Origin of the sequence: Nocardioides aquiterrae (genome assembly GCF_039526625.1) — a bacterium.
In the GTDB taxonomy this organism is placed as follows: domain Bacteria; phylum Actinomycetota; class Actinomycetes; order Propionibacteriales; family Nocardioidaceae; genus Nocardioides; species Nocardioides aquiterrae.
The window spans coordinates 47,515-71,275 of record NZ_BAAAJE010000018.1; the positions used below are offsets into that span (position 1 = coordinate 47,515).

The 23,761-nt window shown below is 72.0% G+C and carries 25 protein-coding genes and 1 riboswitch; of the genes, 11 read left to right on the forward strand and 14 right to left on the reverse strand.

Going from position 1 to position 23,761, the window contains the following annotated elements; translation table 11 throughout:
- Positions 1-918: a type II secretion system F family protein gene (locus tag ABD086_RS17025; protein ID WP_343908796.1), complete on the forward strand. Its 918-nt coding sequence runs from the start codon at positions 1-3 to the stop codon at positions 916-918.
- Positions 919-1,030: 112 nt separating this feature from the next.
- Positions 1,031-1,222, forward strand: coding sequence for a Flp family type IVb pilin (locus ABD086_RS17030; RefSeq protein WP_343908797.1), 192 nt, complete (start codon positions 1,031-1,033; stop codon positions 1,220-1,222).
- Positions 1,223-1,277: 55 nt separating this feature from the next.
- Here ABD086_RS17030 and ABD086_RS17035 read toward each other — a convergent pair whose 3' ends face one another.
- From ABD086_RS17035 to ABD086_RS17060, 6 genes are all read right to left on the reverse strand, one after another.
- Positions 1,278-2,513, reverse strand: coding sequence for a M48 family metallopeptidase (locus ABD086_RS17035; RefSeq protein ID WP_343908798.1), 1,236 nt, complete (start codon positions 2,511-2,513; stop codon positions 1,278-1,280).
- Positions 2,510-3,745, reverse strand: a complete 1,236-nt coding sequence (locus ABD086_RS17040; RefSeq protein WP_343908799.1) for a hypothetical protein — start codon at positions 3,743-3,745, stop codon at positions 2,510-2,512. The genes ABD086_RS17035 and ABD086_RS17040 overlap by 4 nt, the downstream gene beginning before the upstream one ends.
- Positions 3,746-3,758: 13 nt before the next feature.
- On the reverse strand, positions 3,759-4,742 hold the full coding sequence (locus ABD086_RS17045) for a C40 family peptidase (RefSeq protein WP_343908800.1): 984 nt from the start codon (positions 4,740-4,742) through the stop codon (positions 3,759-3,761).
- Between the two features lie 13 nt (positions 4,743-4,755).
- Positions 4,756-4,907, reverse strand: a riboswitch (cyclic di-AMP (ydaO/yuaA leader).
- Positions 4,908-5,081: 174 nt separating this feature from the next.
- Positions 5,082-5,288: a hypothetical protein gene (locus ABD086_RS17050; protein ID WP_343908801.1), complete on the reverse strand. Its 207-nt coding sequence runs from the start codon at positions 5,286-5,288 to the stop codon at positions 5,082-5,084.
- Positions 5,289-5,329: 41 nt separating this feature from the next.
- A complete protein-coding gene (locus ABD086_RS17055; protein ID WP_343908802.1) occupies positions 5,330-6,568 on the reverse strand; it encodes an NYN domain-containing protein in 1,239 nt (412 codons plus the stop codon).
- A complete protein-coding gene (locus tag ABD086_RS17060; RefSeq protein WP_343908803.1) occupies positions 6,565-6,801 on the reverse strand; it encodes a hypothetical protein in 237 nt (78 codons plus the stop codon). Before ABD086_RS17060 ends, ABD086_RS17055 begins: the two co-directional genes overlap by 4 nt.
- Positions 6,802-6,908: 107 nt before the next feature.
- Between ABD086_RS17060 and ABD086_RS17065 the strand changes: the two genes are divergently transcribed.
- The 3 genes from ABD086_RS17065 to ABD086_RS17075 are packed head-to-tail and all read left to right on the forward strand — an operon-like array spanning position 6,909 to position 9,632.
- Positions 6,909-8,708, forward strand: coding sequence for a DEDD exonuclease domain-containing protein (locus ABD086_RS17065; protein WP_343908804.1), 1,800 nt, complete (start codon positions 6,909-6,911; stop codon positions 8,706-8,708).
- Positions 8,709-8,732: 24 nt separating this feature from the next.
- Entirely contained in the window at positions 8,733-9,011 is a 279-nt protein-coding gene (locus ABD086_RS17070; RefSeq protein ID WP_343908805.1) for an Lrp/AsnC family transcriptional regulator, read from the forward strand.
- A gap of 12 nt (positions 9,012-9,023) precedes the next feature.
- Positions 9,024-9,632: a hypothetical protein gene (locus ABD086_RS17075; RefSeq protein WP_343908806.1), complete on the forward strand. Its 609-nt coding sequence runs from the start codon at positions 9,024-9,026 to the stop codon at positions 9,630-9,632.
- Here ABD086_RS17075 and trpD read toward each other — a convergent pair.
- Genes trpD through ABD086_RS17090 form a run of 3 tightly spaced genes read right to left on the reverse strand, consistent with a single transcriptional unit; the run spans position 9,629 to position 11,983 of the window.
- Entirely contained in the window at positions 9,629-10,654 is a 1,026-nt protein-coding gene (gene trpD / locus ABD086_RS17080) for an anthranilate phosphoribosyltransferase (protein WP_343908807.1), read from the reverse strand. The genes ABD086_RS17075 and trpD overlap by 4 nt on opposite strands.
- A complete protein-coding gene (locus ABD086_RS17085) occupies positions 10,651-11,058 on the reverse strand; it encodes an Rv3143 family two-component system response regulator (protein ID WP_343908808.1) in 408 nt (135 codons plus the stop codon). Before ABD086_RS17085 ends, trpD begins: the two co-directional genes overlap by 4 nt.
- Before the next feature lie 10 nt (positions 11,059-11,068).
- The gene (locus ABD086_RS17090) at positions 11,069-11,983 is read right to left on the reverse strand and encodes a cytochrome c oxidase assembly protein (RefSeq protein WP_343908809.1); all 915 of its coding nucleotides are present in this window, start codon (positions 11,981-11,983) and stop codon (positions 11,069-11,071) included.
- 74 nt (positions 11,984-12,057) lie between these two features.
- Here ABD086_RS17090 and ctaE point away from each other — a divergent pair, with 74 nt between their 5' ends.
- Genes ctaE through qcrB form a run of 4 tightly spaced genes read left to right on the forward strand, consistent with a single transcriptional unit; the run spans position 12,058 to position 16,450 of the window.
- Complete coding sequence (gene ctaE / locus ABD086_RS17095) at positions 12,058-12,696, forward strand: aa3-type cytochrome oxidase subunit III (protein ID WP_486348032.1); 639 nt, start codon at positions 12,058-12,060, stop codon at positions 12,694-12,696.
- A 45-nt stretch (positions 12,697-12,741) separates the two neighbouring features.
- Positions 12,742-13,611 (forward strand): cytochrome bc1 complex diheme cytochrome c subunit, encoded by an 870-nt coding sequence (gene qcrC / locus ABD086_RS17100; RefSeq protein ID WP_486348033.1) that lies wholly within the window; start codon positions 12,742-12,744, stop codon positions 13,609-13,611.
- Positions 13,608-14,693, forward strand: coding sequence for a cytochrome bc1 complex Rieske iron-sulfur subunit (gene qcrA / locus ABD086_RS17105; RefSeq protein WP_343908810.1), 1,086 nt, complete (start codon positions 13,608-13,610; stop codon positions 14,691-14,693). Before qcrC ends, qcrA begins: the two co-directional genes overlap by 4 nt.
- Positions 14,694-14,695: 2 nt before the next feature.
- Positions 14,696-16,450, forward strand: a complete 1,755-nt coding sequence (gene qcrB / locus ABD086_RS17110; protein ID WP_343908811.1) for a cytochrome bc1 complex cytochrome b subunit — start codon at positions 14,696-14,698, stop codon at positions 16,448-16,450.
- A 412-nt stretch (positions 16,451-16,862) separates the two neighbouring features.
- Here qcrB and ABD086_RS17115 read toward each other — a convergent pair whose 3' ends face one another.
- The 4 genes from ABD086_RS17115 to ctaC form a co-directional block, all read right to left on the reverse strand.
- Complete coding sequence (locus ABD086_RS17115) at positions 16,863-18,068, reverse strand: L,D-transpeptidase (protein ID WP_343908812.1); 1,206 nt, start codon at positions 18,066-18,068, stop codon at positions 16,863-16,865.
- 101 nt (positions 18,069-18,169) lie between these two features.
- Positions 18,170-18,568 (reverse strand): cytochrome c oxidase subunit 4, encoded by a 399-nt coding sequence (locus ABD086_RS17120; protein ID WP_343908813.1) that lies wholly within the window; start codon positions 18,566-18,568, stop codon positions 18,170-18,172.
- Complete coding sequence (gene ctaD, locus ABD086_RS17125; RefSeq protein ID WP_343908814.1) at positions 18,568-20,322, reverse strand: aa3-type cytochrome oxidase subunit I; 1,755 nt, start codon at positions 20,320-20,322, stop codon at positions 18,568-18,570. Before ctaD ends, ABD086_RS17120 begins: the two co-directional genes overlap by 1 nt.
- The gene (gene ctaC / locus ABD086_RS17130; protein ID WP_343908815.1) at positions 20,319-21,215 is read right to left on the reverse strand and encodes an aa3-type cytochrome oxidase subunit II; all 897 of its coding nucleotides are present in this window, start codon (positions 21,213-21,215) and stop codon (positions 20,319-20,321) included. Before ctaC ends, ctaD begins: the two co-directional genes overlap by 4 nt.
- Positions 21,216-21,310: 95 nt before the next feature.
- Here ctaC and ABD086_RS17135 point away from each other — a divergent pair, with 95 nt between their 5' ends.
- Positions 21,311-22,429, forward strand: a complete 1,119-nt coding sequence (locus ABD086_RS17135; RefSeq protein ID WP_343908816.1) for a cysteine desulfurase family protein — start codon at positions 21,311-21,313, stop codon at positions 22,427-22,429.
- On the forward strand, positions 22,426-22,653 hold the full coding sequence (locus tag ABD086_RS17140) for a sulfurtransferase TusA family protein (protein ID WP_343908817.1): 228 nt from the start codon (positions 22,426-22,428) through the stop codon (positions 22,651-22,653). The genes ABD086_RS17135 and ABD086_RS17140 overlap by 4 nt, the downstream gene beginning before the upstream one ends.
- Here ABD086_RS17140 and ABD086_RS17145 read toward each other — a convergent pair.
- On the reverse strand, positions 22,629-23,759 hold the full coding sequence (locus ABD086_RS17145) for an NAD(P)/FAD-dependent oxidoreductase (protein WP_343908818.1): 1,131 nt from the start codon (positions 23,757-23,759) through the stop codon (positions 22,629-22,631). The two genes, ABD086_RS17140 and ABD086_RS17145, sit on opposite strands and share 25 nt — an antisense overlap.
- Positions 23,760-23,761: the final 2 nt, after the last annotated feature.

The window sequence follows — 23,761 nt, forward strand, 5'->3', positions numbered from 1 at the left end:
GTGGCGCTCCTGCTGGGTGGGCTCCTGGTGGCCGTGGCGATCGGCCTCCTCGCAGTGGCGCTGCGCGAGCCGGTCGACCAGCGGGGCGTGGCCCGGTCCCTGGCGCTGGTCGAGGCCAGCTCGGCAACACCGCGCCCGCTGATCGGCGAAGCCCCGCCACCGTTCCGCGAGCGGGTCCTCGACCCGGCCGTGGACCGCTTCCGCGGCCTCGGCCGCCGGCTCGCCGGCAAGGACGCACCGGAGCGGATCCGCCACCGCCTCGACCTGGCCGGGAACCCAGCGGGGTGGACGGTCGACCGGGTCCTCACCTGCACGGTGATCGGCGCGCTCGTCGGGCTGGTCGTGGCTACGGTCCTCGGGTTCCTCGTCGGCGCATCCTTGCCCCTGCGGGCGGTGCTCGCGATCGCGGGCGCCGCGCTCGGGTTCTACGCCCCCGGCCTGCTCCTGTACCAGCGCGCCTACGACCGCTCCGAACGGATCCGTCGGGACCTCCCCGACGCCATCGACCTGCTCACGATCAGCGTCGAGGCCGGGCTCGGCTTCGACGCCGCCGTCCAGCAGGTCGCACGGAACACGGAGGGCCCGCTCGCGGACGAGCTGTCCCGGATGATCCGGGAGATGCAGCTCGGCCAGGGCCGCAGCGCCGCCCTGCGCGGGTTGGCCGACCGATCCACCGTTCCGGAGCTGCGTGTCTTCGTCGGTGCCATGGTGCAGGCCGACCAGCTCGGTATCCCGATCGCCCAGGTGCTGCGGGTCCAGTCGTCCGAGATCCGGGTCAAGCGGCGCCAGCGCGCGGAGGAGAAGGCCCAGAAGGTGCCGGTGAAGATCACCGTGCCGCTGATCTTCTGCATCATGCCCTGCCTGTTCGTGGTCGTCCTCGGTCCCGCGGCGCTGTCGATGCTGGACCACCTCGGCTGAGGCCGGCGAGGTGGTCCGGACCAGTGCTTCGACCCGTCCACACCGGGGAACGGTGACTCTGATGCAGGCCCCGCCCCGTGGGGGCCTCAGCACAGGTGGGAGGGAGAATCACATGTTGCAGTACCTGAGGATCATCGTCGAGGCTCACCGCGCCCGGATGGACGAGCGCGGTGCGAGCGCCGTCGAGTACGGCCTCCTCGTGTTCGCCGTCGCGGCCGCGGTCGTCGCGGCGATGGTCATCTTCGGCCCGGCCATCACCGGGCTGTTCACCGACACGAGCAACTCGATCGACCGGACGCCGTAGACGACGAACCCAGCAACCGGGATGGCCGCGGACCCATGAGGTCCGCGGCCATCGGTCATTTCTCGGCCAGCTGCCGCGCGATCGCGATCCGGGTCAGGCCGGTGGGGTGCGAGCCGAACCAGAACTGCGACCAGGCCGGCGGCGTGGGGTCGGCGAGCGAGCGCAGCATCAGCTGGCGCTGCACGGCCTCGAAGGCGCCCGGGGCGTGGGTCGCCTCGAGCGCCTCGACGTCCGCGCGGGTCTCGATGTGCCGGCTGATGCCGTTCTGGACCGGCGCCGACAGCAGCGTGCCGATCGCCACCAGGGCGAGCACCAGCGGCACCACCTCCGGGTCGCGCATCCGGACGCCGCGGCGCTCACCGACCGCGCCGACGAGCAGCGCGAGCAGGCCGACGCCGAACACCGCGCCGGCCGCGCCGAGCAGCGACCCGGTCAGCACGTCGTCGTGCTTGGCGTGGGCCAGCTCGTGCGCGACCACCGACAGCGTCTCGTCCTCGGGCACGTCCTCGACGAGGTTGTCGTAGAGCACCACCCGGCGGGTGTCGCCGAAGCCGGAGACGTAGGCGTTGAGCGTGGTGGTACGCCGGGACGCGTCGGCGACCAGGACGTCGTCGATCGGGACGCCCTCCCGGTCGGCGAGGGCGAAGACCTTGGTGCGCAGGTCGCCGTCGGGAAGCGAGCTGAAGCTGTTGAAGAGCGGCTCGACGACGATCGGGTAGCCGAACGACGCGACCAGCACGAACCCGCCGAGGACGGCGCCGGCGACGGCCGGCCAGGCCCGCGGCCAGCGCCGGGCGCAGCCCACGAGCACCACGAGCAGCACCGACGTGACCACCAGCGAGACCCCGAACGAGATCGCGACGTCCCGGGCGAACCCGGACCAGTCCTGAGTGGTGAGCCCGTAGTCCAGGGCGTGCCGGCGTGCCAGCACCGCGAACGGCAGCGTCGCCAGTCGGCCGACCAGCGCGACCACGACGACCGCGAGCACCACGCGCACCCACCACCAGCCGGGCAGCCGTGCGACGATCCGGCGGCCCCAGCTCGAGAAGCCCAGCACGCAGGCGACCACCAGCGAGACCGCCAGCGAGCTCCAGCCCCAGGCCCGCGCGAGCGCGGCGTAGTCCTCGGCCCGCCGGATCTGCTCGTCGGTGAGCACGGAGGACGCCGGCACCGGCGCCGGCATGCCACCCGGCACGGGGTGCCACGGCACCAGCACGGCGGCGAGCACCGCGAACGCGACGCCACCGACCGCCGTCACGACCAGGGCGACCCGACGGTCCGGACTCCTCACCCCGCCAAGTCTTGCAGGAGGGTCCGCCACTGCTGCGTGAAGGCCGGGACGCCCAACCCGAACTCGGCCCGCAGCGCCGGTCCGACCGGGGTGCCGCGGTCGACGGCTCGGTAGAACCGCACCAGCGCGGCCTCACCGCCGCGCTGCGCGAGCAGCCGGTTCGCCAGCCAGGCGCTCTCGTACGTCGCCCCGAGGTCGGGCGTCCGGGTGCCGAAGTCGTCGGCGGACGGCAGCGCCCGCGGGGCGCCGTCCTTGCGCACCTCGGCGATGATCTGGGAGGCGGACTTCGCGACCGGCAGGTCGACGTCGCGCAGCGCGACGTAGTCGGCGAAGCCCTCGAGGATCCACAGCGGCATCGGGCTGACGAACGCCCCCGTCGCCACGTGCGCGGCCTCGTGGCTCATCACGACCTGCGCGCCGGTGGGACGCAGACCCCCGAAGACGTCCGGGTTCACGAACACGTGCACCGGCGCGTCCGGCGTCAGCTGCCCGTCCTCGGAGGTGGTGACCGCGGCGATCTGGTCGTAGGTGCCCGGGTCGGCGTCCAGGGCCCGGTCCAGGTCGTCCTCGGACGCCGGCACCTCGACGACCAGGCCACGCCGCCAGTCCGGCAGCACCCGGCGGACGACGGGCACCGCCGTCCGCGCCCGCAGCGCGTACTCGCGCGCCTCCGCGGCCGAGCCGTCGACGAGCACGAGCGTCCGCGGCGTACGGCGGACCTCCAGCGGGCCGGAGAGCCACAGCGGGGAGACCCGGTCGCCGCCGCCGAACCCGGTGATCGCGACCCGGCCGCCGTCGTCGCGCAGGCCGACGAGGACCTCGGCGTGCGCCGGGGCCCGGTCGAACCCCTCGAACTGCCAGGTGGCGTCCGCGGCGGCCTGCCAGGTGCCGTCGGCGTAGGCGCCCTCCGCGTCCACGTAGCGCAGCGTGAAGTCGCGGACCCGCGCCGCGCGGGCGTTGGCGACGATCCCCGCCAGCCGGTCCGCGGCCGCCGCGTCGTCCGCCGGCGCGAGCGCGCGGGCGGCGTCCTCGTCGCCGGAGCGGACCGCCCGCTCGAACGAGCGCAGCGCCTCGGTGGCGAGCGCCGGCGACGGGCTGCCCCCGGTCGACGCGGCCGGCGTGGGCGCGACGTAGGGCTGGTCGTCGACGGCGACCCAGGTGACCAGGCCGACGGCGACGAGCAGGCACAGCGAAAGACCGGCCACCCACCAGAGGGGACGACCGGTCTTCACGCGTACCAGTGTGTCAGCCGGGGCGAACCGCTCCGACGTACGGCATCGAGTGCAGGCCCGTGACCCGCACGCCCGAGCTGGGGTTCTCGGCGTTCACGATCAGGCCGTTGCCGATGTACATGCCGACGTGGCTGATCGGGCTGTAGTAGAAGACCAGGTCGCCGGGCTGGAGGTCGCTCTCGGCGACGTGCGGACCGGAGCTGTACTGCGCGCTCGAGGAGTGCGGCAGGGACACCCCGGCCTGCGCCCAGGCCATCATGGTGAGGCCGGAGCAGTCGAAGGCGTTGGGGCCGGCCGCGCCGTAGACGTAGGCCTTGCCCACCTGGGCCATCGCGTAGCTGACCGCGGCCGCGGCCCGCCCGGACGCCGACACCTCGGGAGTGCGGGTCGTCGAGCCCCGGGAGAGGATCTCCTGGCGCTCCTTGGCCTGCAGCTCACCGAGCAGCGTCTTCGCCTCGGCCAGCTTCTTGTCGATCGTCGCCTTCTCGGCGCCGAGCTTCTCCTCGAGCGTGGCGACCTGCGCGGCCCGCTTGGCGGTGGCGTCGCTGCGGATGTCGAGGGACTTCAGCTCGGTCGCGTAGTCGTCGAAGAGCTGGTCCTGCATGTCGTTGTAGGCCGACATCGTGGACAGCTGCGACAGGAACTTCTGCGGGTCGTCGGAGAGGACGACCTGGCCCATCGCGGAGAGGTTCTGGCCCTCGTACTGGCGGATGACGGAGTCCTGCACCTGGCGCCGGACCTGCTCCAGCCGGTCGTCCTGCCGGCCCTGGTCGGCCTTGAGGAGGCCGAGGTCGCGCTTGAGGGAGGTGAGCTCGAGCTTGGCGTCGTTGTAGCGCTCCGAGGCCTGCTCGGCCTCGTGGTAGAGCCGGTCCACCCGGGCCTGGACGTCCTTGATGTCGGGCTCGGCGTTCGCCGGCGTCGAGGGCATGAATCCCACGGCGGCGATGAGGGCACTACCGGACACGAGGGTGACGAGTCGCTTCCGGGCGTTCAGCACGAGGTGGCGCTCTCCTTGTTACGTCGTACGCCTACCGGGTGAGCTGACGGATTCGGGCACAACGTTTGCCCTACCTCCGCTCAGGCGGAGGATTCACCCCAGTGGTGGTCGTCCGAGCACGGCCACCGGTTGGTTCCCCGGCTCCCGGACCGGCGAACCGGACCGAGACTCAGCGCGGTGGCCGCGAGGATCCGAGTGATCCACGGTCCGGCCACCTGAGTGCCACACGTTAACGGCGACATCGCCCGACGGCCAAACTTTCAACCGAAGTCGCTCGGCGTTTCTCCGTTACTTTGCCGTGACCTGTCACAGACGTCACATCGGTCACTCTGGTCACGGTCAGGCGGACTCCACCTGGGGTCCGTCGACCGGCTGGACCAGCCGCAGCGGAGGCACCAGGCCACCGGCGGCGAGGACGTCGAGCGCCCGGGCGCCGTCGTCGTCGAGGCTGAGCTCGGGCGGCGGCCCGAGCAGCACCGTCACCACGCAGTCGTGGCAGTGGAGACCCCGCACCGTGCAGGAGTCGCAGTCGATTCTCGTCGTCATGCCAGGAACGGTGACAGGGCCCACCGACAGCGGCCCGACGGTCACCGGCCGAGCACGTCCAGCAGCGCCTCGGGCGGGACGACGCGCGCGCCGTCCCGGGCCACGTCGCGCCCGACCGCCCGGTCGGCCGTGACCACCACGACGACCCGCCCCTCGGGCTCGGCGGCCACCAGCTCGCGGATCACGTCGTCGGCGATCACGCCACGCGGGCTGTAGAGGACGCGGACGCCGCGGGGCGCGGGCACCGGCGGCCGGTGGTCGGTCTCGGCGGCGTCGAACACCACGGTCGTCTCGGCTCCGGTGCGCGCGACGAGGGGCGCGATCGACCGCACGAGCCGGGCGCGCTGGGCCTCCAGCGACGAGCTCGGCCAGGCCGCCTTGCTGACGTTGTAGCCGTCCACGACCAGGCGGGCCCGCGGCATCGCGAGGTACTGCTCCAGCGACGCCTGTGCCGGCACCCGGTGGCCGGCCTCTGCGACGTCGGCCTCGACCCGGTCCGCCGGCGCGCCGCTGACCTGGGGCAGCGCGAGCTCGCGGCGCAGCCCGGTCGCGGCGTCGATGACGGTCTCCAGGAGGATCCGGGCGCGCAGCGTCGCCTCGTCGCGCTCGGACCGCGCGTCCCGGCGCCCCTCGCGCGCCTCCTCCTCCAGCCGCTCCACCTGGGACCGCAGCCGCCGGTTCTCCCGCTCCAGCGCGGCGGCCCGCTCCCCGGCCGCGCGCTCGGCCGCCGCGGCCTCCTCGGCCGCCGTCCGCGCGTCCTTCTCGGCGAGCCGGGTGTCGCCGAGCTTGCGCCGCAGGGCGGCGTTCTCGGCCTTGACCTCGTCCAGCTGGGCCTTGTGCGCCGCCCGCTGCTCGCGCACCGACTGCTCGGCATCCGCCAGCCGGGCCCGCAGCCGCTCCAGCTCCCGCTCCGCACGGTCGTTCCCGGGCTCGGGCCGCTCCGCGACCCGGCGCACCGCGTCGGCGAGCGCCTCCTCCCAGCCCTCGGCACGCGTGAGCCAGCGGTGCGCGGCGTCGCCCACGGCGTCGGCCGGGTCCGGGCCCGGGCGCGCCGCCAGCTGGGTGCCGACTCGCTCGCGCAGCTCGTCGTCCGCGAGCGCCTCGGAGATGGCGGTCGCACCCAGCCGGGCCCGCCGCGCGGGTGCGAAGCCGGCCACCCGGCGTACCGCCGGCGGCAGCTTCGGTACGTCGGGCAGCACGTCGGCCGTGAGCGCGACGACCCGGACGCGGACCGGCTCGGGCAGGTCCGCGAGCCCCGGCCCGGTTCCCCCCTCGGTCATGGCGCCGGCTGGTGGCGCGGCACGAGCTCGATCGCATCGGAGCGGCCGCACCAGCGGCAGGTGACCCGCTCGACCGCCTCGTCGCGCACGTCGGTCTCCTCGACGCGGTGGTCGCCGGCGAGGTCGAAGTGCCAGAACTCGGTGGTCCGGCGGGTGCGGGTGACGTCGAAGCGGGTGAGGTTGCCGCAGCCGGCGCAGCGCCAGCGCTGGTCGTCGGGAAGGCCAGTGCTCATGACGCTCCTCTCTCGCGGTGGCCCCGAGCGTAGTCAATGGGCAGGTCACCGGGGCGACCCGCGCGTCGTCCCGGGGATTGTCGGTGGGCCGATCTAGCGTCGAGGACATGATCAGCGGCGCCCAGCGTGCGACCTCCCGGTGGGAGTCGCAACGCAGTTTCGACGAGCTGGGCCGTCCCCTGCGCGACATCACGTTCTGCGTGGTCGACCTCGAGACCACCGGCGGCTCGGCCGAGGGCGGCGCGATGATCACCGAGATCGGCGCCGTGAAGGTCCGCGGCGGCGAGGTGCTCGGCGAGTTCCAGACGCTGGTCAACCCGCGCACCGAGATCCCGGCGTTCATCGCGGTGCTGACCGGCATCACCAACGGGATGGTCGCCGACGCGCCGCCGATCGAGTCGGCGCTCCCGGCGTTCCTCGAGTTCGCGGCCGGCACCGTGCTGGTCGCCCACAACGCGCCGTTCGATGTCGGCTTCCTCAAGCACTTCGCGGAGCAGCAGGGCCGGGCGTGGCCGCGGTTCGAGGTGCTCGACACCGCCAAGCTCGCCCGCCGCGTGATCACCCGCGACGACGCGCCGAACTGCAAGCTCTCCTCGCTGGCCAAGGCGTTCGGCTCGCCGGTGACGCCCAACCACCGGGCGCTGGAGGACGCCCGCGCCACCGTGCACGTCCTGCACGGGATGATGGAGCGGCTCGGCGGGCTCGGCGTCCACACCCTCGAGGAGCTCCAGACGTTCTCCTCGCGGGTCACCGCCGCGCAGCGCCGCAAGCGCCATCTCGCCGAGGCGCTCCCCCACGCGCCCGGGGTCTACCTGTTCCGCGACGAGCGCGCCCGGGTGCTCTACGTCGGCACCTCGCGCGACCTGCGCAGCCGGGTCCGGTCCTACTTCACCGCCTCCGAGACCCGGTCCCGGATGGGCGAGATGGTCGGCATCGCGAGCCGGGTCGACGGCATCGAGTGCGCAACCGCCCTCGAGGCCGAGGTGCGCGAGCTGCGGCTGATCGCCGAGCACAAGCCGCGCTACAACCGGCGCTCGCGGTTCCCGGAGAAGGTGCACTTCATCAAGCTCACCCGCGAGCCCTGGCCGCGGCTGTCGCTGGTCCGCCGGGTGCTCGACGACGACGCCGACTACCTCGGCCCGTTCTCGTCGAAGAAGACGGCCGAGAAGTGCCTGGCCGCCCTCCACGACACGTTCCCGGTCCGCCAGTGCTCGGACAAGCTGCCGAAGGCGCCCGCGCGGAAGTCGCCCTGCGTGCTCGCCGAGATGGACCGCTGCCTGTCCCCCTGCGACGGCAGCGTCGACGACGCGACGTACGCCGCCGTGGTGCGCCAGCTGCGCGACTCCCTGCTCCGGCGCCCCGACGAGGTGGTCGAGGCGATCAACGCCCGGATGGCCGCGCTGGCCGCGGACGAGCGGTTCGAGGAGGCCGGCATCCACCGCGACCGGCTGGCGGCGTTCGTCCGGGCCGCCGCCCGCACCCAGCGGCTCTCGGCGCTCACCCGCTGCCCCGAGGTGGTCGCCGCCCGGCGGGAGCCGGACCCGACCGGACGGGCCGGCCGGTGGGAGGTCCACGTGGTGCGGTACGGACGGCTCGCCGCCGCCGGGGTGATCCCGCCCGGCGCCGACGCGCGCGCGTACGTCACGACGCTGCGGCTCTCGGCCGAGACCGTCTCCCCCGCCCCGGGTCCGACCCCGGCGGCCACCGCCGAGGAGACCGAGAAGGTCCTGCGCTGGCTGGAGTCGCCGGGCATCCGCCTGGTCGACGTCGACGGCGAGTGGACCTGTCCGGTCGCCGGCGCCACCCGCCACCTCGCGGTCCACGACGCGGTCGGCCAGTCCCGGCTCTCGCTGGTCCCGTTCGCCGACCGCCGCGGGCTCTCCACCGTGCACCAGCCCACGCGATAGCCCACGTCCATTAGGTTGGCGGCCATGATCACCGCCATCGTCTTCGTCAAGGCCGACGTCGCCCGGATCCCCGAGGTGGCCGAGCAGATCGCCGCCCTCGACGGGGTGAGCGAGGTCTACTCGGTGACGGGCCAGATCGACCTGATCGCACTGGTCCGGGTCCGCGCCCACGAGGACGTCGCGAGCGTCGTCGCCGACAAGCTGAACAAGGTGCCCGGCGTGACCAGCACCGAGACCCACATCGCGTTCCGCGCCTACTCGCGGCACGACCTCGAGTCGGCGTTCTCGCTCGGCCTCGACTAGCCGGCGCGGGCGATGGACTGGCTCGACATCGTCGGGTGGGCCGGCAGCGCGCTCCTGGTCTTCTCGCTCCTGCAGGCGCGGGTGCTGCGCTTCCGGGTGCTCAACACCGTCGCCTGCCTGGTGCTGGTCTTCTTCAACGCGATGATCGGCGTCTGGCCGATGGTCGCGATGAACGTCGTGCTCACCGCGATCAACCTCTGGTTCATCGTGCAGCTGCAGCGCCAGCGCCACGACGAGGCGGCGTTCGACGTGCTGGAGGTCGAGCCCACCGACGAGTACCTGCGCCACGTGCTGCGGGTCCACGGCGAGGACATCCTCCGCTTCCAGCCCGACTTCCTCTGGGACCCGGATGCGGACGACCACGCCTTCATCGTGATGCGCGGCGACGAGACCGTGGGGGTCGTGGTGGTGCACCGCGACGGCGATGTGGCGCGGGTGGTCCTCGACTACGGCACGCCGCGGTACCGCGACTTCACCCCGGGCGAGTTCGTGTGGCGCCGCAGCGGCCTGCTCGAGGAGCTGGGGATCCGGCGGGTCGTCACCTCGCCCGCGATGGTCGGGCCCTACTACGGCAAGGTCGGCTTCCGCCCCGAAGGCCGGGCCTACGTGCTCGACCTCTAGGCCGAGGTGGCCGCGACCCAGCGGTCCAGCGTCGCCTTCGCGGCACCGGTGTCGACCGCCTCGCGGGCCCGGTCCAGGCCGGCGGCCAGCGCCTCGTCGGGGTCGAGACCCGGGGTCGCGTGCACGGCGAGCGCCGCGCCGGCGTTGAGCAGGACGGCGTCGCGCACCGGACCGTCCTCGCCCTCGAGCACCCGCCGTACGACGTCGGCGTTGTGCGCAGCGTCGCCGCCCCGCAGCTGCTCGGCGGTGCCGCGCGGGATGCCGTGCGCGGCCGGGTCGACGGTCGCCTCGACGACCTCGCCGCCGTGCACGCGCCACAGCCGGGAGGTGGTCGTGGTGGTCAGCTCGTCCAGGCCGTCGTCACCGCGGAACACCCAGGCGTCCACGCCGCGCCTGGCGAACACGCCGGCCATCACCGGCGCCATCCGGGCGTCGGCGCAGCCGATCGCCTGCGCGGCGGCGTGCGCGGGGTTGGTGAGCGGGCCGAGCAGGTTGAACGTGGTGCCGATGCCGAGCTCGCGCCGGGGCACGGCGGCGTGCCGCATCGCCGGGTGGAACGCCGCGGCGAAGCAGAACGTGATGCCGGCCTCCTCGGCGACCGCGGCCACCCGCTCCGGCGGCAGGTCCAGGCGGATGCCGAGCTTCTCGAGCACGTCGGCGGAGCCCGACTGCGACGACGCGGAGCGGTTGCCGTGCTTGACCACGCGAGCACCCGCGCCGGCGGCGACGATCGCGGCCATCGTGGAGATGTTGACCGACATGGACCGGTCGCCGCCGGTGCCGACCACGTCGAGCAGCCGGCCGGGGACCGAGAGCGGCGTCGCGACGGCGTACATGGACTCGACCAGGCCGGTGACCTCGTCGATCGTCTCGCCCTTGCCGCGCAGCGCGACCGCGAAGCCGGCGATCTGCGAGGGCGTCGCCTCGCCGGCGAGGATCTCGCCCATCGCCCACGCGGTCTGGTCCGCGCTGAGGTCCGCGCCACCGACCAGGGCGGTCAGGACCTCCGGCCAGCTGGTCACGTGCTGGCGGGGACGCGGGACTTCAGCAGCGAGACGACCGTGTCGGCGAGCTGGATCGGGTCCAGCGGGTGCGGTACGGCGGCCTCGGCGCGGGACCAGGTCGCGAGCCAGGCGTCCTGCGGACGCCCGGTGAGCACCAGCACCGGCGGACACATGTAGATCTCGTCCTTCAGCTGCTTGGCGATGCCCATGCCGCCGGCGGGGACCGCCTCGCCGTCCAGGATCGCCAGGTCGATGCCGCCGGCGTCCATGTTGGCGATCACCACCGGCTCGGTGGCCACCTCGACGTACTCGAGCTCGGGCAGGTCGGGGTGCGGCCGCCGGCCGAGGGCCAGGAGGACCTGCTGCCGGGTGTTCACGTCGTCGCTGTAGACCAGCACGCGCAGGGTCTTCGAGTCGCTCACGGCCGCGATGCTACCGGTCGGAGTCGGCGGCCCGCTGGGCTGCCGCGCGTTCCCGCGCCTCGAGCAGGTCGAGGCGCCGGTCCTCGCGCTTGGCCTCCGCCAACGACGACCGCACCCACTGGGTGAACAGCACGGCGAACAGCGCGAGCGCGACCAGGTCCCCGGAGCCCCACAGGATGCCGCCGGCGAGGTGCTGGTCGTCGAGCGGGTCGGGCAGCCAGGCGCCCATCGGGCCGTCGTGCAGGTTCGGGTACCAGTCGCCGCCGATCAGCTCCTCCTCGCCCATGATCGTGACGCCGAGGAACGCGTGGAACGGCAGCGTCAGCACCACGAGCAGCATCCGGAACGGGTAGGCGACCTTCCCGGGCACCGGGTCGACGCCGATGATCGGCCAGAAGAAGAGGCACCCGACGAGCACCAGGTGCAGGTGCAGCACCTCGTGGAGGTACGTCGAGTGCAGCGTCGCCGGGTACCAGCCCGAGAAGTAGAGCGCCCACGGCGAGGTGACGTAGAGCAGCAGGGTGAGGGGCGGGAAGGAGAGCACCTTCGCCACCCGCGAGTGCAGCACGGCCAGCAGCCAGCGGCGCGGCCGGCGGGGCAGGGTGCGCAGCGCCAGCGTGACCGGCGCGCCGAGCGCCAGCGCCATCGGCACCAGCATCGACAGGATCATGTGCTGGACCATGTGCACGCTCAGCAGCGTGAGGTCGTAGGTGCCGAGCCCCGACGCCGTGGCGAAGTAGAACGCGCCCATTCCGGCCGCGAACGCGGTCGTGCGGCCCACCGGCCACCGGTCCCCGCGGCGCCGCAGCACCCACACGCCGTAGAGGTAGAGCCCGGCGATCCAGACCGTCAGGACGAACGCGACGGGCTCCAGCGACCAGCCGGTGAAGACCGTGCCGAGGGTGAAGCGGGGAAGTTCGGGCACGCTGTGAACTTTATGACCTCGAAACACGGGGGGCCCGGGGTGCCCTCCGGAACCGGCCACGACATAATGACCGCGTGGCGACAGCAACCGCGATTCCGGCCTCCCGACTGCACGGGCACCACGACCGACCGAGCATGGTCAGTGTCGGGACGATCATCTGGCTCTCCAGTGAGCTGATGTTCTTCGCGGCGCTGTTCGCGTCGTACTTCACGATCCGTGCGGTCAGCCCCGAGCTGTGGGCGCAGAACACCGCGCACCTCAACGTGCCGTTCGCCTCGGTCAACACCACGATCCTGGTGCTGTCGTCGCTCACCTGCCAGCTCGGCGTGTTCGCGGCCGAGCGCGGCCAGGTCGGCCGCACCGGCTCGGTGTTCAACGTCCGCGGCTGGGGCCTGCGCGAGTGGTTCGTGCTGACCTACGTCATGGGTGCGATCTTCATCGGCGGCCAGGCCACCGAGTACGCCGAGCTGGTGCACCACAACGTCACCATCCAGGACTCGGCGTACGGCACGATGTTCTACCTGACCACCGGTTTCCACGGCCTGCACGTGACCGGCGGCCTCATCGCGTTCCTGTTCGTCCTCGGCCGCACGTACGTGGCGCGCAAGTTCACCCACGAGCAGGCCGTGAGCGCGATCGTCGTCTCCTACTACTGGCACTTCGTCGACGTGGTGTGGATCGGCCTGTTCGCGACCATCTACCTCGTCCAGTAGCCCCACCGGGCCATCCGTTCCGCATCTGACACCGAAGGACTGAATGTGCGACTCCTGAACCGCTCGGCGGGTCGGATCTCCAGGCACCGTCGCGGCCCCCTCGCGGGTGTCGTCGTCCTCCTGCTGGGACTGCTGATGACCGGCGGCCTGTACGCCGCCTTCTCCCCCGCCTCCGCGGACGAGACCGCGTCCAGTGCGGAGCAGGTCGCGAAGGGCCGCGAGCTCTTCCTCGTGAGCTGCTCGTTCTGCCACGGCCAGAACGGCGAGGGGATCAAGACCCAGAACGGCAACCAGCTCGGCCCGTCGCTGGTCGGCGTCGGCGCAGCCGCGGTCGACTTCCAGGTCGGCACCGGCCGGATGCCGCTGACCCAGCCCGGCGCCCAGGCCCCGCGCAAGCCCGAGGTCTTCGACGACAGCGAGGTCGCCGCGCTCGCGGCGTACGTCGCCTCGCTCGGCCCCGGCCCGGCCGTTCCCGAGGAGAGCGACTACAGCCTCGAGGGCATGTCCGACGAGGAGCGGCAGGCCGCGATCACCCGCGGCGGCCAGATCTTCCTGACCAACTGCACCGCCTGCCACAACTTCGAGGGCTCGGGCGGCGCGATGCCCCGCGGCGGCCACGCCCCGAAGATCCGCGGCGTGGAGCCGAAGTACATCTACGAGGCGCTCCTGACCGGCCCGCAGAACATGCCGAACTTCTCGAACGGCAACCTGTCGCCGGACGAGAAGCGCGACGTGATCGCCTACCTGGGCTCGCTCGACGAGATGCCGAGCTACGGCGGCTTCGGCCTCGGTGGCCTCGGCCCGGTGCCGGAGGGCCTGGCCGCGTGGCTGGTCGGCATCGGCCTGTGCGTCGGCGCGGCCGTCTGGATCGCCGCCCACACGACCCGATCGACCAAGAAGAAGGTGGACGCGTGAGCACCCCGCCCACTCCCCACGACGGCCACGACGGCCACGAGGACCCGAACCTCCCCGAACGGGACGACCTCTACGCGAACCCGGGCCTCCCCGAGCACCACTGGCGGCCGACCGACGTCGACCCGCGGATGGAGAAGCGCGCGGAGCGGCAGGTCGCGACGCTGTTCGGGCTGTCGGCGATCTGCACCGTACTGTTCGTCGTCTCGTACTTCACGGTCGGAGCGGACGACACGGTCGCCGGCCTCGGCGCCCAGAACCTCACCCTCGGCCTGACCCTGGCCGGTGCCCTGCTGTTCATCGGCCTCGGCATCATCCAGTGGGCGCGCAAGCTGATGGCGGACGTCGAGCTCGTCGAGGAGCGCCACGCCGTCGCGTCCCCGGAGGAGGACCGCGCGGTCACCCTCGCGGCCCTCAACCAGGGCATCGAGGAGTCCGGCATCGCCCGCCGGCCGCTGGTCCGCAACTCGCTGCTCGGCGCGGTGGGCCTCGTCGGCGTCACCGCGATCGTGCCGCTGTGGGACCTCGGGCCGAGCAACGCCAAGGTCACCAAGGAGCAGCCGTACCCGGGCGCCGGCCTCGAGCACACCATCTGGGACAAGGGCATGCGCGTCGTCCGCGACGTCGTCGGCACCCCGATCCGCCCGGGCGACCTGCAGATCGGTGACCTCGTCAACGCCGAGCCCGAGGGCCTGTTCAACGGCGGCCCCGACGGCGAGCCGCTCGAGGGCCTCGCGCTCCAGGTCGGCAAGTCGAAGGGCGCGGTCGTCGTCGTCCGCATGGAGCCCGACGACATCATCCCCGGCGACGGCCGGGAGAACTGGTCGGTCGACGGCATCGTCTGCTACTCGAAGATCTGCACCCACGTCGGCTGCCCGATCTCGCTGTACGAGCGCACCACCCACCACCTGCTGTGCCCGTGCCACCAGTCGACCTTCGACCTGGCCGACTCGGCGCGGGTCGTCTTCGGTCCGGCCGCGCGGCCGCTGCCGCAGCTGCCGCTGGCGGTCGACTCGGAGGGCTACCTCGTCGCGCAGAGCGACTTCACCGAACCCGTCGGACCGAGCTACTGGGAGCGTGGCTGATCATGGACACCACCAAGATCGCCAAGACCAACGGCACCGAGCCGGCGACGGTCTCCAAGCCGAGCCGGCTGGGCGCGGTCGCGACCTGGGCGGACGAGCGCCTGGGTCTCGCGACCATGGCGAAGAAGAACCTGCGCAAGGTCTTCCCGGACCACTGGTCGTTCATGCTCGGTGAGATCGCGCTGTGGAGCTTCGTCGTCCTGCTGCTGACCGGTGTCTTCCTGACGCTCTGGTTCACGCCGAGCATGGGCGAGGTCACCTACCAGGGCAGCTACGAGCAGCTGCGCGGCATCCACATGTCCGAGGCCTACGCCTCGGCGCTGCACATCTCGTTCGACGTCCGCGGCGGCCTGCTGATGCGCCAGATGCACCACTGGGCCGCGATGCTGTTCGTCGCCTCGATGATGGTGCACCTGCTGCGCGTCTGGTTCACCGGCGCGTTCCGCAAGCCCCGCGAGCTCAACTGGGTGATCGGCTCCCTGCTGCTGCTCCTGGGCACGCTCGAGGGCTTCACCGGCTACTCGCTCCCCGACGACCTGCTCTCCGGCACCGGTATCCGCGCCGCGGACGGCTTCATCAAGGCCAGCCCGGTCGTCGGCACCTACATGTCGTTCCTGCTCTTCGGTGGCGAGTTCCCGGGTGAGTCGATCATCCCGCGGCTCTACACCGTCCACGTGCTGCTGATCCCGGGCCTGCTGCTGGCGCTGATCGCCGCCCACATGCTGCTGCTCGTGTACCACAAGCACACCCAGTGGCCCGGCCCCGGCCGTACCGAGAAGAACGTCGTGGGCTACCCGATGCTCCCGGTGTACGCCGCCAAGGCCGGTGGCTTCTTCTTCATCGTGTTCGGCGTGACCGCCCTCATGGGCGCGCTGCTGTCGATCAACCCGGTGTGGAAGTACGGCCCGTACGACCCGTCCAAGGTGACCGCGGGCTCCCAGCCCGACTGGTACATGGGCTGGCCGGACGGCGCGCTGCGCATCATGCCCGGCATCGAGACCCACATCTGGGGCATCACGATCTCCTGGAACGTGATGCTGCCGATCCTGGTGCTCCCGTTGCTGGCGTTCACGGTGCTCCTGCTGCTGCCGTTCATCGACGCCTGGATCACCGGGGACAAGCGTGAGCACCACCTGCTCTACCGCCCGCGCGACGCCCCGACCCGGACGGCGCTGATGGTCGCGCTGATGACGATGTACGGCCTCTTCTGGGCGGCCGGCGGCAACGACATCATCGCGATCACGCTGAACGCCTCGATCAACCAGATCACGTACTTCCTCCGGGCGGCCGTGATCGTCGGCCCGATCCTCGCGTTCGTCATCACGCGCCGCTGGTGCATCTCGCTGCAGCGCAAGGACGTCGAGACGATCCTGCACGGCTACGAGACCGGCATCATCATGCGCTCCCCCGAGGGCGGCTACTCCGAGAAGCACCTGCCGCTCGACCCGGTCCGCGCGTACGTGCTCACCGCCCGCGACCGCGACCCGGTCAGCGCCGACGGCGAGGTCCGGCCGGAGGTGGACGCCAACGGCATCCCCGCCCCGCACACCGGCCGCCTCTCGGGCCTGCGCAACCGGATCCGCACGCTGATGTGGTCGGACAACGTGCAGAAGCCGACCAGGGAGGAGCTCGAGGCGGGCCACCACCACGCCGACCACGAGCACGAGCTCCAGGCGGCGATGGACGGCCACGCCGCCGACGGCCACCAGTTCGACGGCCACCACCTGGTCGAGGACGAGGGCCTGCGCAACCACTGATGGAGGCGGCGGAGCCGCCTCAAGGCGAAAGCGGCCCCGATCACGGTCATGACGACCGGGTCGGGGCCGCTTCGCTTCTCCCGGGGTCTCGACAAGCTCGACCAACGGCGGCCCAGGGTCGCCGAGTCGGCGCCAGTGCAGGTCCCAGGGTCGCCGAGTCGGCGCCAGTGCAGGTCCCAGGGTTGCCGAGTCGGCGCCAGTGCAGGTCCCAGGGTTGCCGAGTCGGCGCCAGTGCAGGTCCCAGGGTTGCCGAGTCGGCGCCAGTGCAGGTCCCAGGGTCGCCGAGTCGGCGCCAGTGCAGGCTCTGGGCACCTACTCAGCGGTCGCGGCGCCTGCATTCACGCCGACTCGAGCCCTCCGGGGCATGCAGTGGCGCCGAGTCGGCGTTCGGGCAGGGGACGGCGAGCTCAGCTCAGGAGAGGGCGGAGCCGGCCTCGTACTGCTTGAACGACTCGTTCCAGTCGCCGTAGCCGTTGGTGAGCGTCATCGGCTTGTCCGAGCCGGTGTACTCGACGACGTCGCCGCGGCGGGACATGGCGTAGAGCCAGGCGGCGTTCGCGGTGCTCATGCCGGTGCAGCCGTGGGAGACGTTGGCGTAGCCCTGCGAGCCGACCGACCAGGGGGCGGCGTGGATGAACTCCCCGGAGTAGGTCAGCCGCATCGCCCACTGGACGCCCTCGATGTTGTAGGCGTCCGCGCCGGTGATGCCGACGGTCTCGGAGTTCATGTCCTTGGACGCGAACTTCTCGATGATGACCTTCGTGCCGGAGCGGGTCGTGTACGTGGGCTGCTCGCCGGTGGTGATCGGGATGGTGCGCAGCAGCTTGCCGTTGCTGAAGACCTTCATCTGGTGGGTCACCATGTCGACGCGGTAGACGTGCGCGTCGCCGACCTTGAAGTGCACCTCGCGGCTCTCCTGGCCGTAGATGCCGTTGCCCGCGGACACGCTGTTCACATCGACGTCGACGTCGACGTTGGTGCCGGCCTTCCAGTACGACTTCGGGCGCCAGTGCGCCTCGGTGCTGCTGATCCAGTGCCAGGAGCCGGGCTGCGCCGGCTGCGAGGTCACCGTCATGTGCTTCTCGAACGACGCCTTGTCGGTCACCGGCACGTCGAAGGTGACGATGACCGGCATGCCGACCCCGACGGTCTCCCCCGCCAGCGGCGCGACCGAGGGGTACGTCTGCTGGTCGAGCGTGAGCGCCTGGGTGCTGAACCGGGTGGTGCGGGTGACCTGCGTGCCGTCGGTCTTCTCCGCGGTCGTGGTGATCGTGTAGGAGGCACCCGGCTCGAGCCGGTCGGTGGCGGTCCAGCGGGTCTGGTCCGCGGACAGCTCGCCGCCCAGCGCGCCGGCGGGCGACGCCACCTTCACGCTGTCCAGCGTGCCGCCGTGCGCGGCGACGGTGACCGGGTGGTCGACCGGGACGCCCGTGGCACCCTTCTCGATGCTCGTGGAGAGCCGGAGGGCCGGCACCGTGGCCGACGGCGACTCCGACGGCTGGTCGGACCCCACGGCCCCCGGGACGGCGTCGTCGGCGTTGCAGCCCGCGAGGGCGAGCGCCAGCGTGCCGACGGTGGCGTAGGTGGCCGCGCGCAGCAGCAGACGGCTCTCGGACATGCAGGAACTCCCCGTGACGAGCGTGCTTCGGTCGTGATGACCAGCGTAACCGGGACTTCCCACCGCGCCGATTCGGCGCGACGTGAGAGTCGCCTCAGCCGTCAGTGCGCGTGGACCCCGCGGTAGTACTCGAAGATCCACCCGGACAGCGCGAGCGCACCCAGCGCGACGCCGATGATGAACAGCCACCAGGCGCCCATCGCCACGCCGTAGACGCACACGCCGAGCGTGAGCGCGCACCACAGCGGCCACCAGGAGTACGGCGGGAAGAAGCCCAGCTCACCCGCGCCGTCGGCGATCTCGCCGTCCTTGCGGTCCTCGGGACGCGGGTCCATCTTCTTCGCGTGGAAGCCGAGGTACAGCGTCACCATGCCCGCGAGCAGCGTGGTCATCGTCAGCGCGGACGTGCCGGTCCAGTCGTAGGTGATGAACCAGTACGCCGGACTGACCAGCACGAAGAAGATCGTGCAGATCCCGAAGATCCAGGTCTCGGACTTCATCAGGCGTGGTCCTCCGGGTTGTCGGTGCGCTGGCCGCGGATGTGCTCGTCGCGGCCCTCCATGTCGGGAGCGTCCGCGAAGCCGCCCTCACGGGCCGCCTCGTTCTCCTCGAGGTCCATCGCCGCGATCTCCGGGTGGTGCAGGTCGAACGCCGGCGACTCCGAGCGGATCCGCGGGATCGACACGAAGTTGTGCCGCGGCGGCGGGCAGCTGGTCGCCCACTCCAGCGAGCGGCCCCAGCCCCACGGGTCGTCGGTGTTGACCAGCGGCGCCCGGCGCGAGACGTACACGTTGTAGAGGAACGGCAGCGTCGAGGCACCGAGCAGGAACGCACCGATGGTCGAGACCTGGTTCAGCGTCGTGAAGCCGTCGCCCGGCAGGTAGTCGGCGTACCGGCGCGGCATGCCCTCGACGCCCAGCCAGTGCTGGACCAGGAAGGTGGTGTGGAAGCCGATGAACAGCAGCCAGAAGTGCAGCTTGCCGAGCCGCTCGTCGAGCATCCGCCCGGTCATCTTCGGCCACCAGAAGTAGAAGCCCGCGAACATCGCGAACACCACGGTGCCGAACACGACGTAGTGGAAGTGCGCGACCACGAAGTACGAGTCGGACACGTGGAAGTCCAGCGGCGGGCTGGCCAGGATGATGCCGGTCAGGCCACCGAACAGGAAGGTCGTGAGGAAGCCGATCGACCACAGCATCGGCGTGTCGAACGAGAGGGACCCGCCCCACATCGTGCCGATCCAGTTGAAGAACTTCACTCCTGTCGGCACCGCGATCAGGAACGTCATGCCGGAGAAGAACGGCAGGTCGACGGCGCCGGTGACGAACATGTGGTGCGCCCACACGGCGACCGACAGGATCGCGATGCCGAGGGTGGCGCCGACCAGGCCGATGTAGCCGAAGATCGGCTTGCGGCTGAAGACCGGCAGGATCTCGGTCACGATGCCGAAGAACGGCAGCGCGATGATGTAGACCTCGGGGTGGCCGAAGAACCAGAACAGGTGCTGCCACAGGATCGCGCCGCCGTGGGCGGTGTCGAACACGTGGGCGCCGAGCTGGCGGTCCGCCTCGAGCGAGAGCAGCGCGCCGGCGAGCACCGGGAACGCGATCAGCACCAGCAGGCTGGTGACCAGCGTGTTCCAGACGAAGATCGGCATCCGGAACATCGTCATGCCGGGCGCCCGCATGCAGATGATCGTGGTGATGAAGTTGACCGCGCCGAGGATGGTGCCCAGACCGGCCATCCACAGGCCCATGATCCAGAGGTCGCCGCCGACGCCCGGGGAGCGCACGGCGTCCGAGAGCGGCGTGTAGGCGAACCAGCCGAAGTCGGCGGCGCCGGCCGGGGTGAGGAACCCGGAGGCGGCGATCAGGCCGCCGAACAGGAACAGCCAGTAGCTGAACATGTTCAGGCGCGGGAACGCGACGTCCGGCGAGCCGATCTGCAGCGGCATGATCACGTTGCCGAAGCCGAAGAACAGCGGGGTCGCGAACAGCAGCAGCATGATCGTGCCGTGCATCGTGAAGAGCTGGTTGTACAGCTCCTCGTTGACGACCTGCATGCCCGGGTAGGCCAGCTCCGAGCGGATCAGCATGGCCATCAGGCCGCCGACCAGGAACCACGCGAACGACGTGCCGAGGTACAGCTTGCCGATCAGCTTGTGGTCGGTGGTGGTCAGGATCCGCGCCAGCTCCTGCCCCAGGGGGCGGCGCCGCGGGACGGCGCTGGTGGGCGTTGCGGCGGTGGCGGTCACTTGCCTTCTCCCTCAGGTTCGACGTCCAGCCCGCCCTGCGTCTCGGAGTACTGGCCGCCGAGCAGCGGCTTCTCCGAGGTCGCGCCGGCGTCCTGGAGGCTCTGCAGGTAGGCGTCGTAGTCCTCACGGGACACGACGTGGACATTGAAGAGCATGCGCTGGTGATAGACGCCGCACAGCTCGTAGCACTTGCCGGCGTAGACGCCGATCGCGGTGGGCGTGATCGAGTAGTGGTTCACCCGGCCCGGCACGACGTCCATCTTCATGAGGAACGCCGGGACGCCGAGGTCGTGGATGACGTCGGGCGAGTGCAGGTTGAACCGCGTGGTCTCGCCGACGGGGAGGTACAGGTCGGGGATGCGCGAGGCGGTGCCCGACTCGTGGACGTACGACGAGTACGGGTACGTGTCGTCGAAGAGGTCGTCGTCGGCGGAGCGGTCCTGCTCGCCGAGGCCGTAGTTGAACGTCCAGGACCACTGCTGGCCGACGACCTCGATCGTGTTGTCGACCGGGCGGTCCTCGTCCAGGACGAAGTTCTGGACCTTCACCGTGTGCGCGAAGAAGACGATCACCATGATGATCGGGGCGATCGTGTAGAAGATCTCGAGCGGCAGGTTGTACCGCGTCTGGATCGGGATCTCGTCCTCGCTGCGCCGGCGGAACCGCCAGATCGCGTAGAAGATGAGGCCCCAGACGATGACGCCGACGACCAAGGCCGCGATCCACGCGCCCTGCCACAGGCTGAGGATCTGCTCGCCCTGCACGGACACAGGGTCGGGCATGGCGAACCGCTCCCACTCGCCCTGGGTCTCGGACGAGCAGCCGCCCAATGCGAGGACACCGATGCCCACGGCGGCCAGCGAGGCCACACGCTTGGGGAGTTGCAGACTCAACGCTTGAGCCTCTCTCTCAGCACGATCACGGATACGCGGAACACTATCGGAACCGGACCCCGGATCGGCCGGTGGGGGGCCGGTACGTTGCGGGTGTGAGAAACGCCTCCGGGTACCTCGACGCCGCGTCCTCCGAGCCGCTCCACCCGGCCGCGCGCGAGACCCTGCTCGCGGCGCTCGACCGGGGGTACGCCGACCCGCGGCGGCTCCACGGGCCGGGCCGGGACGCCCGGCTGCTGCTCGACAACGCCAGGGCGGTCGTCGCGGAGTGCCTGGGCGTCCGGGCCGACGAGGTCACGTTCACCTCCTCCGGGACCGAGGCGGTCCACCGCGGGCTGCTGGGGCTGGTCAGGGGGCTGGCCGCCGGGCGGGGCCGGGATGCCGCCACCCCGGTGACCCGTTCGGCGGTCGAGCACTCCTCGGTCCTCCACGCGGCCCGGTGGTCCGGTGCGGAGGCGGCCGAGGTCCCGGTCGACCGGCTCGGCCGGATCGACGCCGGCGCCGACACCGTCGCCGCCGACGGGGTCCTCGCCGTCCAGCACGCCAACCACGAGGTCGGCACCGTGCAGCCGGTCGACGACCTGCCCGCCGGCGTACCCCTGTTCGTGGACGCGTGCGCCTCGATGGGCCGGCTGCCCCTCCCCGAGCGGTGGGACGCCGTGGCCGGCTCCGCGCACAAGTGGGGCGGCCCTGCCGGGGTCGGCGTGCTGCTGGTCCGCAAGGGCGTCCGCTGGCTGAACCCGTTCCCCGGCGACGACCGGATCGACGAGCGCACCGCGGGCTTCGAGAACGTCCCCGCCGCGCTCGCCGCCGCGGCGGCGCTGCGGGCGGTCGTCACCGAGCGCGCGGAGACCAACGCCCGCCAGCACGCGCTGGTCGACCGGGTCCGCGCGGCCGCCGCCCTGATCCCGGACGTCGAGGTGGTGGGCGACCCGGTCGACCGGCTCCCCCACCTGGTGACGTTCTCCTGCCTGTACGTCGACGGCGAGGCGATCGTGACCGAGCTCGACAAGCGGGGGTACGGCGTGGCCAGCGGCTCGGCCTGCACGGCGTCCACGCTCGCGCCGAGCCACGTGCTCGAGGCGATGGGCGTCCTCACCCACGGCAACGTCCGGGTCTCCCTCACCCGCGACACCACCGAGGCGGACGTCGACGGGTTCCTGGCGGTGCTGCCGGACGTGGTCCGCGAGATCCGGGCACAGGTGGGGCTGTGAGCGCCGACGCCGACCTCGAGCTCGACTGCCGCGGCCTGCTCTGCCCGCTGCCGATCATCGAGCTCGGCAAGCGGTACGCCGAGGTGCCGGTCGGCGGCCTGGTGGCCGTGCTCGCCGACGACGTCGCCGCGCGCACCGACATCCCGGCGTGGTGCCGGATGCGGGGGCAGGAGTACGTCGGCGAGGAGCCCCCCGGGCGCTACGTGGTGCGCCGGCTCAGCTGAGCCGGGTCCACCCGCTGCCCGACGAGCTCTCGCAGCTCGTCGGCCGCGTCCCACTTGTTGAGGTGCATCCCGCCCAGGACCAGGCCGTCGCCGTCCTGCCAGAACACCACGGCCTGTCGCGCGGCCAGGTCGCCGCGCACGACCACGTGGTCGAGGTGCTCGCGCGGCACGTGCCCGACGTACTCGGCGCCGAGGTCGTACTGGTCGGTGAAGAAGTACGGCGTGCGCGCGTACGGCTCGCTGGCGCCCAGCATCACCCGCGCGGCCGCTCTCCCCTGCTCGATCGCGTTGTCCCAGTGCTCGACCCGCAGGCGGCCGAGCACCGGGTGGTCGTGGGCGGCGATGTCGCCGGCGGCGAGGACGAGCGGGTCCGACGTGCGCAACGTCGCGTCCACGAGCACGCCGTTCCCGACGTCGAGCCCCGCGTCCAGCGCCAGCGCCACCCGCGGCACGGCGCCGACGGCGACCAGCACGAGGTCGACCGGCACGGGTGGTGTCCCGTCGAACGACGTGCCGAGCCGGAGGTCGACGCCGTGCTCCCGGTGGAGCTCGGCGAATGTCGCCCCGACCCGCTCGCCCACCACGCCGAGCAGCGGCTGGGCCTGCGGCTCGACCACGGTGACCTCGCAGCCGGCGGCGCGCGCGGCGGCCGCCACCTCGAGGCCGATCCACCCGGCGCCGACGATCAGCAGGCGCGGCTGCTGCAGCAGCGCGGCCCGCAGTGCCCGGGCGTCGTCGCGGGTGCGCAGGTACACCGCGCCGTCGACCGGCAGCCGGCGGGGCTCGGAGCCCGTGGCCAGCAGCAGCCGCTCGTACGCCACCTCGCCGGCGTCGGTCTCGACGACCTGGCGCACCCGGTCGATCCGCCGGGCGGCGGTGCCGGTGCGGAGGTCGACCTGCCGGTCGGCGTACCACTGCGCGTCGTGGACGTCGGTGCCGTCGGGGTCCTCCGTGCCGAGCAGCACCTCCTTCGACAGCGGCGGCCGGTGGTAGGGCAGGTGCGGCTCGGCACCGATCAGCACGACGTCGCCCTCGTACCCCTGCTCGCGCAGCTCCTCGACCGCGGACGCACCCGCGAGTCCTCCACCGACGATCACCATGGCCATGG